Source organism: Micromonospora sp. CNZ299 (genome assembly GCF_002754415.1).
In genome coordinates this window covers 744,095-757,186 of the sequence record NZ_PEFG01000001.1, presented here as the reverse complement: position 1 = coordinate 757,186, position 13,092 = coordinate 744,095, and the positions used below count along the sequence as shown (strand labels likewise).

Annotated in this window: 9 protein-coding genes; 6 read left to right on the top strand and 3 right to left on the bottom strand. The window is 72.3% G+C overall.

Going from position 1 to position 13,092, the window contains the following annotated elements; translation table 11 throughout:
- Positions 1-325 precede the first annotated feature (325 nt).
- The 6 genes from CLT68_RS03605 to CLT68_RS03580 all read left to right on the top strand — a co-directional run bounded on the left by CLT68_RS03605 (position 326) and on the right by CLT68_RS03580 (position 7,167).
- Positions 326-1,096 (top strand): redox-sensing transcriptional repressor Rex, encoded by a 771-nt coding sequence (locus CLT68_RS03605; protein WP_099848824.1) that lies wholly within the window; start codon positions 326-328, stop codon positions 1,094-1,096.
- Complete coding sequence (locus CLT68_RS03600; RefSeq protein ID WP_099848822.1) at positions 1,093-2,490, top strand: glutamyl-tRNA reductase; 1,398 nt, start codon at positions 1,093-1,095, stop codon at positions 2,488-2,490. Before CLT68_RS03605 ends, CLT68_RS03600 begins: the two co-directional genes overlap by 4 nt.
- Positions 2,487-3,455 carry a hydroxymethylbilane synthase gene (hemC, locus tag CLT68_RS03595; RefSeq protein ID WP_088950333.1) on the top strand — a complete coding sequence of 323 codons (969 nt, stop codon included), beginning with the start codon at positions 2,487-2,489 and terminating at the stop codon, positions 3,453-3,455. The genes CLT68_RS03600 and hemC overlap by 4 nt, the downstream gene beginning before the upstream one ends.
- The gene (locus CLT68_RS03590; RefSeq protein WP_088950332.1) at positions 3,452-5,032 is read left to right on the top strand and encodes a bifunctional uroporphyrinogen-III C-methyltransferase/uroporphyrinogen-III synthase; all 1,581 of its coding nucleotides are present in this window, start codon (positions 3,452-3,454) and stop codon (positions 5,030-5,032) included. Before hemC ends, CLT68_RS03590 begins: the two co-directional genes overlap by 4 nt.
- Positions 5,033-5,052: 20 nt before the next feature.
- Complete coding sequence (hemB, locus tag CLT68_RS03585; RefSeq protein WP_088950331.1) at positions 5,053-6,036, top strand: porphobilinogen synthase; 984 nt, start codon at positions 5,053-5,055, stop codon at positions 6,034-6,036.
- Between the two features lie 609 nt (positions 6,037-6,645).
- Positions 6,646-7,167, top strand: coding sequence for a helix-turn-helix domain-containing protein (locus CLT68_RS03580; RefSeq protein WP_099848820.1), 522 nt, complete (start codon positions 6,646-6,648; stop codon positions 7,165-7,167).
- 59 nt (positions 7,168-7,226) lie between these two features.
- Here CLT68_RS03580 and CLT68_RS03575 read toward each other — a convergent pair whose 3' ends face one another.
- From CLT68_RS03575 to CLT68_RS03565, 3 genes are all read right to left on the bottom strand, one after another.
- Positions 7,227-10,505, bottom strand: a complete 3,279-nt coding sequence (locus CLT68_RS03575) for a lamin tail domain-containing protein (RefSeq protein WP_099848818.1) — start codon at positions 10,503-10,505, stop codon at positions 7,227-7,229.
- 93 nt (positions 10,506-10,598) lie between these two features.
- Entirely contained in the window at positions 10,599-11,615 is a 1,017-nt protein-coding gene (locus tag CLT68_RS03570; RefSeq protein ID WP_099848816.1) for a GNAT family N-acetyltransferase, read from the bottom strand.
- 75 nt (positions 11,616-11,690) lie between these two features.
- Positions 11,691-13,049 (bottom strand): lytic transglycosylase domain-containing protein, encoded by a 1,359-nt coding sequence (locus CLT68_RS03565; protein ID WP_099848814.1) that lies wholly within the window; start codon positions 13,047-13,049, stop codon positions 11,691-11,693.
- Between the last annotated feature and the right edge of the window lie 43 nt (positions 13,050-13,092).

Genomic DNA, 13,092 nt, shown 5'->3' with positions numbered 1-13,092 from the left:
TGCCTCTCCCCCGTAGTGCTGCCCCTACCACCTGGGGGGACGGTCCCTGTGAGCCTCGGCGCGGGATTGGTCAGAGAAGTCGGGATTGAGCAATAATCGCCCGGGTGGCGTGAGCGGAAGCCCGTCGGATCGATCTTGCGGAATGGAGGTGCTGGTGAGGTTGCGTGGCGCAGCGACAAGATCGCGATTTGTGCACGTCTTCACAAGCGCCTACTCTGTGACTCCGACGCGCCCTGCTAGCACAGCCGGCAATCTCGGTCGCCAGCGGGAGTCCATAAGCGGCCGACCAGCGGAGTTGGCCGAGGATCGCACCGCACGGAGTCTCATGAGTCAGCACCGTCACCCAGGCGCGCCCGGCCGCGCCGGTGCCGTACCGGCGCTACCGGATCTGCCCGAGGCGACCGTCGCTCGGCTCCCGGAGTACCTGCGCGCGCTGCACAACCTCGCCGACACCGGGCACGAGACTGTCTCCAGCGAGGGCCTCTCCGCCGCCGCCGGTGTCAACTCCGCCAAGCTCCGCAAGGACCTCTCCCACCTCGGCTCGTACGGCACCCGGGGCGTCGGCTACGACGTCGCGCTGCTGATCGAGCAGATCGAGTTTGTGCTCGGGCTCACTCAACGCCGGGCGGTCGCCCTGGTCGGCGTGGGTAATCTCGGTCACGCCCTGGCCGGCTACGACGGCTTCGCAAGCCGGGGCTTCCGGATCGCCGCACTGCTCGACGCCGATCCCTCCCGGGTCGGCGAGGAGATCAACGGCCTGGTTGTCCGGCATGTCGACGACCTGGCGACGGTCGCCGCGGAGGAATCCCTGGCGATCGGCGTGATCGCCACCCCGGCCGCAGCCGCCCAGCAGGTCGCCGACCAACTGGTCGCCGTCGGTGTGACGAGCATCCTCAACTTCGCACCGTGCGTACTCTCGGTTCCGGAGGGGGTCGACCTACGCAAGGTCGACCTCGCCATCGAGCTGCAGATTCTGTCCTTCCACGAGCACCGCAAGGCATCGCTGACCGCGCTGCCCGCCACCGGCGGGTCCGCTCTCACCGCCCTGCCGGGCGGGTTCGCGGCCACCGACACCCAGGAGGCGATCGGCACGTGAAACTGCTCGTCGTCGGCGCGTCCTATCGGACCGCCCCGGTCGCCACGCTGGAGCAGCTGGCTGTGCCCCCCGCCGACCTGACCCGCACCCTGGACCGCCTGATCGCCCAGCCGTACGTGGCCGAGGCGGTGATCGTCTCCACCTGCAACCGGGTGGAGGTCTACGCCGCCGTGTCCGGTTTCCACGGCGGGCTCGGCGACGTCTGCGCCGTCCTGGCCGAGCAGGCCGGCAGTCCGCCGGCGGCGCTCGCCAGCCACCTGTACGTGCACTACGACACCGCCGCCGTCGACCACGTCTTCCGGGTCGCCACCGGCCTGGACTCGATGGTCGTCGGTGAGGCGCAGATCCTCGGGCAGCTGCGCGACGCGTACCACTGGGCCACCGGCGCCGACTCGGCCGGCCGGCTGCTGCACGAGCTGATGCAGCAGGCGTTGCGGGTCGGCAAGCGGGCCCACGCCGAGACCGGCATCGACCGGGCCGGCCAGAGCGTCGTCACCGCAGCGCTGGAGCTCGCCGCCGGGCACCTCGACGGCGACCTCGACGGCCACCCGGCCCTGGTGGTCGGTGCCGGCGCGATGGGCTCGCTCGGGGTGGCCACGCTGTCCCGGCTGGGCGCCGGGCCGCTCACCGTCAGCAACCGGGGCGCCGACCGGGCCGTCCGGCTCGCCGAGTCGTACGGGGCGAGTGCGGCGCCGATGACCGAGCTGGCCAACACCCTCTCCACAGTGGACATCGTAGTGGCCGCCACCGCGTCCACCGAACCGGTCCTCACCCGTCCGGTGGTCAGCGCGGCGCTGGCCGAGCGGGACCCGGCCCGGGGCCCGCTGGTCCTGCTCGACCTGGCCGTCCCGCGCGACGTCGAGGATGGTGTCGCCGAGCTGCCCGGCGTCGAGGTGATCGACATCGACCGGATGGCAGCGCTGCTCGCCGACGGTCCGGCGGCTGCCGACGCCGCCGCCGTCGAACGGATCGTGCTGGCCGAGGTGGAGGGCTTCCTCACCTGGCTGCGCGGCGCCGACGTGGCACCCACTGTCGCTGCGCTGCGCGGCCGGGCCGACGACGTGGTCACCGCCGAGCTGCGCCGGCTCGCCCAGCGCCGCCCCGACCTCGGCGACGACCTGCGGGCCGAGGTGGCCCGCACCGTGCACCGGGTGGTGCAGCGACTGCTGCACCAGCCCACCGTCAAGGTGCGCCAGTTGGCCGCGGAGCCCGGCGGCGACCAGTACGCGGCCCTGCTGCGCGAGCTGTTCGACCTCGAGGTCCCGCAGACCTCTCCGGTGGACACCGTCCCGGACGTGCTGACCCCCGACCTCGGCGCGGCACTGCTCGGCACCGACCCGGTGTCCGGAGCCGACGCCACCGAGCCGACCCCGCCCACCGGAGGTGCGCGATGACCGCCCCCCTGCGCCTCGGCACCCGGGGCAGCGCCCTGGCGATGGCCCAGTCCAGCCAGATCGCCGAGGCGTTGACCGCCGCCACCGGCCGCCCGGTCGAGCTGGTGGAGGTGATCACCGCTGGCGACCGCTCCAACGCGCCGGTGCACCGGCTCGGCGTCGGGGTGTTCGTCTCCGCGCTGCGCGACGCGCTGACCGCCAGGACGATCGACTTCGCGGTGCACTCCTACAAGGATCTGCCCACGGCCGCCGCCGCCGGGCTGCACATCGCGGCGGTGCCGGCCCGACAGGACCCGCGCGACGCGCTGATCGCCCAGGGCGGGCGGACGCTCGCCGAGCTGCCGCCCGGTGCCACAGTGGGCACCGGCGCGCTGCGCCGCATCGCCCAGCTGCACGCCCTCGGGCTGCAACTGGAGGTCACCCCGATCCGCGGCAACATCGACACCCGCCTGGCGCGGGTGCTCGGCCCCGAGGCCGACCTCGACGCGGTCGTGCTGGCCCGGGCCGGGCTGGCCCGGATCGGTCGGACCGACACGATCACCGAGACCCTCGACCCGATGCTCATGCTGCCCGCACCCGCCCAGGGTGCGCTGGCGGTCGAGTGCCGGGTCGATGACCAGGACCTGGTCGAGCTGCTCGCGCTGCTCGACCACGCACCGTCGCGCGCCGCGGTCACCGCGGAACGCGCGTTGCTGGCGACCCTGGAGGCCGGGTGCAGTGCACCCGTCGCCGCCTACGCCGAACTCGCCGAAGGTGACGACGGCGATGAGATCTACCTGCGCGGGGCGGTGATCAGCCCGGACGGCACTCGTGACCTCCGGCTGTCCCGCACCGGAACGCCCGCCGACGCGGCGGAGATCGGTAAGGCACTCGCCGCCGAACTCCTCGACCTCGGCGCCGACTCGATCCTCGGCCACGAAGGACACACCGGCCCGGGGACCCAGCAATTTGGGAGCACAGAATGACCCGCACCCGTAAGCCCGTCGGCCGTATCGCGTTCGTCGGGGCTGGCCCCGGTGACCCAGGTCTGCTGACCCGTCGGGCACACGACGCCCTGGTCGACGCCGACCAGGTGATCTACGACCGGGGAGTCCCGGAGTCGTTGCTCGCCGTCGTTCGTGCCGATGCCAGGGACGATGCCGAGTTCACGCCGGCCGAGGGCGCGCCCGGGGACGTGGCGAAGGTGCTGATCTCCGCGGCCCGTTCCGGGTTGAACGCGGTGCACCTCGTCGCCGGCGACCCGTTCGGCCACGACTCGGTGGTCAAGGAGGTGCAGGCCGTCGCCCGCACCGCCGCCCACTTCGAGGTGGTGCCCGGCGTCGGCCAGGCCGAGGGTGTGGCCACCTACGCCGGTGTGCCGCTGCCGGGTGTGCGGACGGCTGCCGACGTCGAGGACGTCAGCACACTGGACTTCGAGGCGCTGGCCACGGCCGTCGGCCGGGGTTCGCTCGCGCTCGCCGTGGACGCCGGTGACCTCGCCGCCGTCCGGGACGGGCTGCTCGCCGCCGGGGTCGACGGCACCACCGGCGTCGGCGTGACCGGCGACGGCACCGGCGAGACCCAGTACACGACCACGTCGACAGTGGACAGCTTCGTGGCCGCCGCGCTCGGCTTCACCGGCCGGGTGGTGCTCACCGTCGGTGTCGGGGTGGGTCAGCGCGACAAGCTGAGCTGGTGGGAGAACCGCCCGCTGTACGGCTGGAAGGTGCTCGTACCCCGGACCAAGGAGCAGGCCGGCGTGATGAGCGCCCGACTGCGCGCGTACGGGGCGATCCCGTGTGAGGTGCCGACCATCGCGGTCGAGCCGCCGCGCACCCCGGCGCAGATGGAGCGTGCGGTCAAGGGCCTGGTCGACGGCCGGTACGCCTGGGTGATCTTCACCTCGGTGAACGCGGTCCGCGCGGTCTGGGAGAAGTTCGCCGAGCACGGTCTGGACGCCCGGCACTTCGGCGGCGTCAAGATCGCCTGCATCGGTGAGGCGACGGCGGACGCGGTCCGCGCGTTCGGCATCCAGCCGGAGCTGATCCCCACCGGGGAGCAGTCCTCCGAAGGGCTGCTGGCCGAGTTCTCCCCGCACGACGAGATCCTCGACCCGGTGGGCCGGGTGCTGCTGCCGCGCGCCGACATCGCCACCGAGACGCTCGCCGCCGGGCTCACCGAGCGCGGCTGGGAGGTCGACGACGTGACCGCGTACCGGACGGTGCGGGCCGCGCCGCCGCCCGCCGAGATCCGGGACGCCATCAAGTCGGGCGGCTTCGACGCGGTGCTCTTCACCTCGTCCTCCACCGTGCGCAACCTGGTCGGCATCGCCGGGAAGCCGCACGCCCGGACCGTTGTTGCCGTCATTGGGCCCAAGACGGCGGAGACCGCGACGGAGTTCGGCCTGCGGGTCGACGTCCAGCCGCCACACGCCTCGGTGCCCGACCTGGTGGAGGCGCTCGCCGCCTACGCCGTCGAGCTGCGCGAGAAGTTGGCCGCCATGCCGGCCAAGCAGCGCCGCGGCTCGAAGGTGCAGGGCCCGACCGCTCTGCGCTTCCGGTAGTCGTTCGAGGAGGCCCTTCCATGTCGTACCCCGAGATCCGGCCCCGCCGGCTGCGCCGCACCCCGGCGATCCGCCGGCTGGTGTCGGAGACCCGAGTCGACCCGGCCGAGCTGGTCGTGCCGATGTTCGTCAAGGAAGGGCTGACCGAGCCGCGGGCCATCGGTTCGCTCCCGGGGGTGCTCCAGCACTCCCGGGACTCGCTGCGCAAGGCGGCGGCCGAGGCGGTCCAGGCCGGCGTCGGCGGGATCATGCTCTTCGGTGTGCCGGAACGGCGCGACCCGACCGGCTCCGGCGGCATCGACCCGAACGGCATCCTCAACGTCGCCATCCGCGACGTGGTGGCCGAGGTGGGTGACGACACCGTGGTGATGAGCGACCTGTGCCTGGACGAGTTCACCTCGCACGGGCACTGCGGCCTGCTCACCCCCGACGGCGAGGTGGACAACGACTCCACCCTGGCCGCGTACGCCGAGATGGCGGTGGCCCAGGCCGCCGCCGGGGCCGGCATGGTCGGGCCGTCCGGGATGATGGACGGCCAGGTCGGCGTGGTGCGCCGGGCGCTCGACGCAGCCGGGCACCAGGATGTCGCCGTGCTGGCGTACGCCGTGAAGTACGCCTCCGCCTTCTACGGCCCGTTCCGGGAGGCGGTGGAGTCGGCGCTGGAGGGCGACCGACGCACCTACCAGCAGGACCCGGCCAACCTGCGCGAGTCGCTGCGTGAGGTGGCGCTGGACGTCGCCGAGGGCGCCGACCTGGTGATGGTCAAGCCGGCGCTGCCCTACCTCGACGTGGTGTCGGCGGTGCGGGCCGCGGTGGACGTCCCGGTCGCCGCCTACCAGGTCTCCGGTGAGTACGCGATGGTCGAGGCTGCCGCCGCGAACGGCTGGATCGACCGGGAGCGCGTGATGTTGGAGACGCTCACCTCGATCAAGCGGGCCGGCGCGCAGGTCATCCTCACCTACTGGGCGGTCGAGGCCGCCGGGCTGCTGCGCCAGCGCTACTGACCCCAGGTCCAACTCTGACCGCGCTGTCTTCCTAGCGTGCGGGGGCGGGCGCGGCACCGGCTCGCGCACGGCCGGCGCGTCCTGACCGCGTGTCCCGTCGGCGGGCGGCGTGGTTGAGCTTCCCGGCCGTACCGGCTCGTGGACCGACTGACCTGTGGACCGACCAGCCTGTGGACCGACCAGCCTGCGGATCGGCCGGCCTGCGGCCTGCGGTCCTGCCGGCAATAACGGTTAGCGGAGCGTAACCATCTGACGAGCCGCCACCACCACCTCCTCTCCCGCCTTTGCTCTGCACCCACGACGGCGACGCTCACCCTCCGCTCTCGGTGCATATTGAACTGCAGAGCAAAGGGGGCGGGCGGGGGGTGGTGTGTCTGCTGGCGAGGTTGGGGATTCCCCTGCTCAGCCCGGTGGCGTGTCTGTCCTTGGTCGGGGCGGCTCGACGGAGCAGCGCAAAGCCCTGTGACGCGCTGTAGTGGTGGTGCGATCGGTGCCGCGAGCACGGAAAGTGATCCGCCGGGCCGTAAACGATGTCCACAGGTCAGCTGGTTATCCACAGGCACGGTAAGCGGGATTGCGGCCGACTCCACCAGGCGGGACGGTGGCGGCATGAGTGATTCGCAAGCCTCAGCCGAGCCGGTCCTGCTCAGCGAGCCTTCCGACGCGCCCTGGCCTGCCGCCGGTATCGTCCGGGCGGTCCGCCGTCGCGCCGACCTGAGCCAGCGCGAGCTGGCCCGGTGGGCGGGTGTGCACCATGCCACCATTGGCCGGATCGAGGCCGGCCGCATGGTGCCGAGCATCGTCCTGCTTCGGCGCATCATCGGTGTGCTGGGCTGCCGGCTGGCCGTGGTGGACGAGTTCGGCCGGGTGCTCAAACCGATGCAGGACTGGCAGGACACGTACAACGGCGCGGAGCGTCGCTACCCGTCGCACCTCGACACCATTCTCGACCCTGAGCCGGGCGAATGGTGGGCGGACATCTACGGGCTGGCCCGCCCGCCCGAGACGTTCTACCGCAACCGGGCAGTTCGGGACGCGATGCGGCGCCGAAGCCAGTGGGAGGTGCGTGTGGCTCAACACCGGCACCTGCCCCGACCGCCGTGGCCCCCGCGCGGGGTGGTCTCACCTTGACACCAGCGAGGCCCGCCGATCCGGAACGGATCTGCGGGCCTCGCCGGGAAAACGCGACGTCAGTCGTCGTTGGTAATCGTGCCGATCGCGAGCGGGTCAGCCAGCCGGAGACCAGGGACCCCGGCCACCAGCAGCGTCAGCTTCTCGTCCGCCTCCCGCTTACGGTCACCGCGCACCGACACCGGGAACGCCACCGACGTCTGCCCGGCCGCCAACACCTTGCAACCGGCGTACGGGTCGAAGTCCGCACCACCCTGCGCCGTGAGGCCGACCGTCGTGGCGCAGAGCAACACCGGCTGGGACAGCGGCCGGGACACCGTGGCGGTGAAGGTGAGCTGCCTGGTGCCCTGGTTGCCCTCGACCACCGCCGTGTCGGCGACGGTCAACGACGCCCGGGACCGGAACCGGGCCACCTGCGGGTCGTGGTCGCTGGAACCCCGCGACCCGTCGCCGGCGAACTCCGCCGGCCAGTCGGCGTTGATGTGCGCGGCCCGCACCTGCACCAGGTCGCCGTAGAGCGCGTCGTTGACGAACAGGTGGTCGAGCGTCTGCGCCTGCCCCTCGAAGCTGTACGAGTATGCCGACGCCGGCACGTCCGCCACCAGGTTGTCCCACAGGTTGTGCAGGCCCGCCTCGTAGAGCGGTGCGAGCTGGTCCGAGGGAGTGGGCTGGCTGCCGGTCGCGATGGGATCGTCCGGGCGGGGGAAGACGTTCAGGTCCCCTCCGTAGACCACCCGGGCGGTCTGGTCGGCCGCCTCGATCGCGGTGACGATCGCCGCGCCGTAGCGCGCCTGCTCCCGCCGCTGCCCGACCCGGCTGTCCGGGCCCGAGGAGTAGTGGTTGCTGAGCGCGTACAGGGTGAACCGCTCCGTCGAGCCGGGTGCGGCGGCCACTGTGAACTTGCCCAACTGGGGAGCGCGGGTGAAGACGTTGCTGCCGTCCCGACCGGTGGACGTGTCCACGTCCGATGGCAGCACCGCGTTGAGGGCCTTCGGGTTCTGCACGTCCGCGTTGGCCGGCAACCCCGCAGAGCGGTACTGGACGGTCGGCGCCGAACCCAGCAGCGGGTCGTCCGCCGTCGCGGCCGCCAGCGACAACCGGTCCGTGCGGTACAGGAAGGCTGCGGTGATCCCGCGGGCGTCCGCGCCGGTCCGGTCATAGGCAGCGGCGTACGCCGGCCCACCGGCTGCCGCCACCGCCAGCGCCAACTCCTGGATGCTGTCCGGAGCGCCGTCCGCGTTGTCGGTGTCACCGCAGCTCAACGTGGCGCCGGAGACCGTGCAGATGTCCTGGTCCTCGGCCTCCTGCACCAGGATCAGGTCCGGTGCGTGCAAATCCTTGACGATCTGGTCGGCGAGAGCACCGAGCTGCTGCCGGTAGTCCGCCTCACTGCTCGGCACGTAGTCGAACGGCGGGTTGACGCCCGGGCAGCCGGCATTGCCGGTGAAGTCACAGCCGTCGAACGGGTCGTCCCGGTAGTCGTACAGGTTCTCCACGTTGTAGGTGGCGACGGCCACCTCCTGCGACCGGTCGGCCGGCTTGGGCGGGTTGTTCTTCGACGGGTCGGCCCCGGCGTCGAATTCCGCCCGCTCGACCTGGACGCCGTACTTCTCGAACGAGTAGTAGACCCCACCCACCGCGTCCGCGCGCAGCGTGTCGAAGGTGTGCGCCGGCGGGAGCAGCGCGGCGCTGTCCCCGGCGGTGGCCTTCACACCCATGCTGCCGAGCAGCGTCCGCTGGCCGTTGCCGTCGTCGAAACGGCGGGTCGGGTCGTTGTCCAGCGGGTGCGAATCACGGAAGACCCGCCGGGTGTACGGGTCGGCGCGGTCCAGCAGTGGATCGTCCCGATCCACCACCCACAGCTCGGCGTCGGCAGTGGACGAGAAGACGTCCCGTCCGCTCACCGCGCCGCTGCCCGCGCGTACCCGCATCCGGGCGCCCTCGTGCCGCTCCCAGAAACGCTGCGCGTCGGTCACCTCGACCGGTGGCACCGCGTCGGTGACCTCGACCGCGGTGTCCACGGCCAGCCCGCCAGCGATCCGGCGGACCAGCGAGGCGCCGGAGAGCTGGGTGAAGCCGAAGTACTCCGACACCCGGGCCCGCAAAACCACCTCGTCGCCGACCGTCGGGACGTAACCGCCGACCAGTGAGGTGAACGTGCCCATGAACACGAAGATGCCGTCGGAACTGGTCGGGTCTCCGTCGGTGTCGCCCGTGCGGCTCTGGAGGAAGAAGCCGTGCTGCTCCGCCCCCGCCGAGGTCCGCGCCAGGGTCAACTGGGTGATCACGCCGCGGACGTCGTACAGCGTGCTGCTCGTGCCGTTGCCGCTCGCCGGTGCGAGCGGCGACCGGTCGCTCGGACCGGACTCGGCGTCGGTGGTCGGACCCTGCACCTCGCCGACGGTCAGCTCCCGGGTCACCTGCACGACCAGCGCGCAGCTGGCGGTGCCACCGTCCGCGTCGGTCGCGGTCAGGGTGACGGTGTACGCCCCGGCGGTCAGGTCGGCGCTGGTGCCGACCGTCGCGCGGGCGGTGCCGCCCAACCCCTCCGCGGGGGTGAGCGCGGTGCGGGTGATCGAGCCGCTGGTCGGGGTCGGGCTGACCCCCGTCACCGCCAGATCGACGACCGTGTCGTCTGGGTCGGTGGCGGTGACCTCGCGCGTCGCGGCCGTGCCCGCCGCGGTGACCAACGGCCCCCCGCAGATCAGCGTGGCCGGCACGTCCACCGGGCCGCCGCCGTCGACTGTGTGCGCGCCGAGCCCGTCGAAGGTGTCGACCGGGAAGCCCGCCCACTGCGCGGCCGGGTCGAACGCGTCCGATGGGTCCGTGTCGCCGGCGGCCACGATCGGCAGTCGGCGCAGGGTGTTGTCGGCGGTGCTGGTCGTGCCGGCCCCCCACTCGGTGCCCGGGTCGACCCCGACCTGACCGATCGAGTCGAGCACTGTGGTGCCCCGGCGCAGCACGATCGCGTCGTCACCGTTGAACAGGCTCGCCCCGCTGGTCTGGTCGGCCTGGGCGAGGATGGCGGCCCCGGCCGAGGCGCTCGCGAACACGAACGCGTCACCAGCGGCCACGCTCCCGGTCAATGCGATCGTGGTGGCCGTGGTGGAGCCGTTGAAGTAGAGCTGCAACTGGTAGCCGCCGGCCGTCAGGTCCACGGCGGCGCCGGTGCCGTTGAACAGCTCGATCGCCTTGTTGTTCGACGAGCCTTCGACGTACTCCGAGATGAACAGGTCGGTGGGCGCGGCGCTGGCCGCGGTGGGTGCGACGCCGAGCGCCGTGATGGTCACGGCGGCGGTGGCGGTCGCGAGCGCGGCGATTGAGCGGCGCGGGCGCATAGGGCCTCCACGATGGGTGGATGGGGGTCGAACGCACGTTAAGGTGCGCGGCTGTCCGCCGTCCATCCCCAACTGGACAGTTTCGTGAATTCCTCAGCGGGGTGGGTCGAGGCGGTGCACCAGCTCAGCGACGTCCACGCTGTATTCGCACCAGTCCCGGTCGGACCGGTAACCCAACTCCGCGTTGACCTTCAACATCGCCTCGTTGGCCTGCGCGTTCCAGGTCTGCACCTCGATCAGCTCCGGCTCGGCGGAGCGCAGCTCCAGCAGCATCCGAGCCTTGATCGCCCGGTCGATGCCGTAGCCCCGGTGGTCCTGCGCGACGATCGTGTCGTACTGGTCGGCACGGGTCGGGTGCTGCGCCGGGACCACCACCTCGGTAAGGCCGGCCACCTCGCCGCTCTGCTCGTGCCGGGCGAGCACGATGTACGGCTTCATGCCCCGCCGGTGCAGGGTGTCGAGGCTGTCGCGCAGCCGCTCCGGGTCGTAGGAGCTGGGGCGCAGCTCACCGTCGTCGACGTCGCGCACCTCGGCCTTCGCCCGCGCGTACGCCTCGATCAGGTCATCCGGTGGCCCGCCGGGGAAGAACTCCAGGTGGTAACCCGCCCCGATGCCGGTCGCCATCTCGGCCAGCTCGGCCCAGTCGACAGCGGTCAGGTCGAGCACGCTGCGGGTCTCCACGTATTCCCGGGCGAAGCCGAGCGACTCGTAGAAGGCCACCGCCGGCGTGTCGCCGACCACCTCCACCCCGATCGACTGAAAGCCCTCCTGGTAGACCCGGCGGGCGGCGCGCAACACCAGGTCACGACCGAGACCGCTGCGCCGCACGGACGGGTGCACCAACACCTCGAGCACGCCGATGTCACCGAGGAGCAGCACGTGCACCTGGCCGAGCAACGCGCCCGGGTCGCCGGGGTCGGTCGGCTCAGCCTGGGCGATCCAGGAGATCCGCCGCTCGCCGGGCATCACCTCGGCGAGGTATTCCCGCAGCGAGGTCTCCCGCCACGGCGGGTCCTGCGGCAGATCGGCCGCCAGGACCGCGTTCAGCGTCGCCAGCAGCGACGCGATCTCGGCGGACGACGCGGTCCTGGGGTCCCACTCGCGCACCATCACCCGTCTAGCTTGCCGCTAACAGAGGCCGGGGGGAAGTGTCCAGTTCTCCAACGTATCGAGACGATCACTTCACTAGCGGCTGGCCCGTCCGTACTGGTTCGCGGTGTCGAAGACGGCCTGGGCGTAGCGCCGCACGTCGTTGTAGGAGAGGATCGCGTTCCACCAGTCGCCCGGAATGCTCAGGTTTCGGCCACCCTTGCAGAGGTAGTTCCCCGCTGCCAGGGCGGCGTCGTCCAGGTCGTGCGGGTCCTTCTTGCCGTCGTTGTCGGCGTCCGCGCCGATCTCCTGCCAGGTGGTCGGGATGAACTGCATCGGCCCGATCGCCTTGTCGAGGTCCGGGTCTCCGTCGAGCGCCCCACGGTCGGTGTCGATGATCCGCATCCGGCCGTCCTTGCCGTCCAGAGGCAGCCCGATGATCTTCGGCAGCGCCATGCCGTCCGGCCCCAACCGCGCGCCGTTGGCCGAGCCGTGCCCCGACTCGACCTTGCCGATCGCGGCCAGCGTGGTCCAGCTCAATGCGCAGCTGCGGTTGGTCTGGGCGAGCACCAGCTCGGCGTACCCGTACGCCTGCATGGCGGTCGCGGGGACACCGACCTTGGCACCGACCTGCTGAGCCCAACCGGCCAGAGCGTCCGACGGTCGACCCCCGACCACCGGCCCGATGGCGGGCCCGGTCGGCAGCCCACTGCCGGGGAGGCCGCCACCGGGCAGCCCACCGCTGGGCAGCGGCGCGGTCGGCACCGGCCCGGTGGGCAGCGGCCCGGTGGGGAAGCCGGACGGCGCCGCTGGCGGTACGGCCGGCGTAGCGGAGGAGTCGGCCGCGACCGGGCGCGGTGCGCGGATGGTGGCCGGCACGAGCAGCGCGCCCGCCGCCGCGGTCGCGGCCACCAGTGCCAGCAGGAACACACCGGGCAGGGTGAGCCGACCGCTCGGTCGACGAGCCCAGGCGCGGGTCGCGTGGGCCGCGGAGGCCGCTGCCCGGCGTGGCTCCAGCCGTACCGCGTGCGCGAACGGCACCCGCCGCCGCCGGGCGGGATCGGATGCCGGCACGACGGGTACGCCGTCCACCATGGTCTTCGCCGGATCCGCGGTGGCCACGGCGGCGGCCTTCGCATCGTCGGCCACGGCGTCCGCCTTCGCGTCCTCCACCGTGGCGTCCGCGATCTTCGGGTCCGCTGTCTTCGGGTCCGCTGTCTTCGGGTCTGCGACCGTGGTGGCCTCGACCTTCGCGGCCGGGTCGGGGGCGGTCGGTGCGGGTGTGGCCGCTGGTGTGGTCGGCCCAGTCCCGGACCGTCCGCTCAGCCATGGCCTGCGGGGACGGGGCACCGCGCGCACCGGATCGGGCGCGGCCCCCGAGCCCTCCAGTGGGCCGTCCAGCGGCGCGGCCGGTCGTAACGGTTGCACACGCGTGTCGTCCTCACCGTCCACCACCCTTCGAGTATCACCCATGCCCCGCCGAATGCCAGATCCACGT

Excerpts from the sequence above, each read along its gene's own strand:
- CLT68_RS03605 (WP_099848824.1), top strand. The coding sequence starts at position 326 with ATGAGTCAGCACCGTCACCCAGGCGCGCCCGGCCGCGCCGGTGCCGTA.
- hemC (WP_088950333.1), top strand. The coding sequence starts at position 2,487 with ATGACCGCCCCCCTGCGCCTCGGCACCCGGGGCAGCGCCCTGGCGATG.
- CLT68_RS03590 (WP_088950332.1), top strand. The coding sequence starts at position 3,452 with ATGACCCGCACCCGTAAGCCCGTCGGCCGTATCGCGTTCGTCGGGGCT.
- hemB (WP_088950331.1), top strand. The coding sequence starts at position 5,053 with ATGTCGTACCCCGAGATCCGGCCCCGCCGGCTGCGCCGCACCCCGGCG.
- CLT68_RS03580 (WP_099848820.1), top strand. The coding sequence starts at position 6,646 with ATGAGTGATTCGCAAGCCTCAGCCGAGCCGGTCCTGCTCAGCGAGCCT.
- CLT68_RS03575 (WP_099848818.1), bottom strand. The coding sequence starts at position 10,505 with ATGCGCCCGCGCCGCTCAATCGCCGCGCTCGCGACCGCCACCGCCGCC.
- CLT68_RS03570 (WP_099848816.1), bottom strand. The coding sequence starts at position 11,615 with ATGGTGCGCGAGTGGGACCCCAGGACCGCGTCGTCCGCCGAGATCGCG.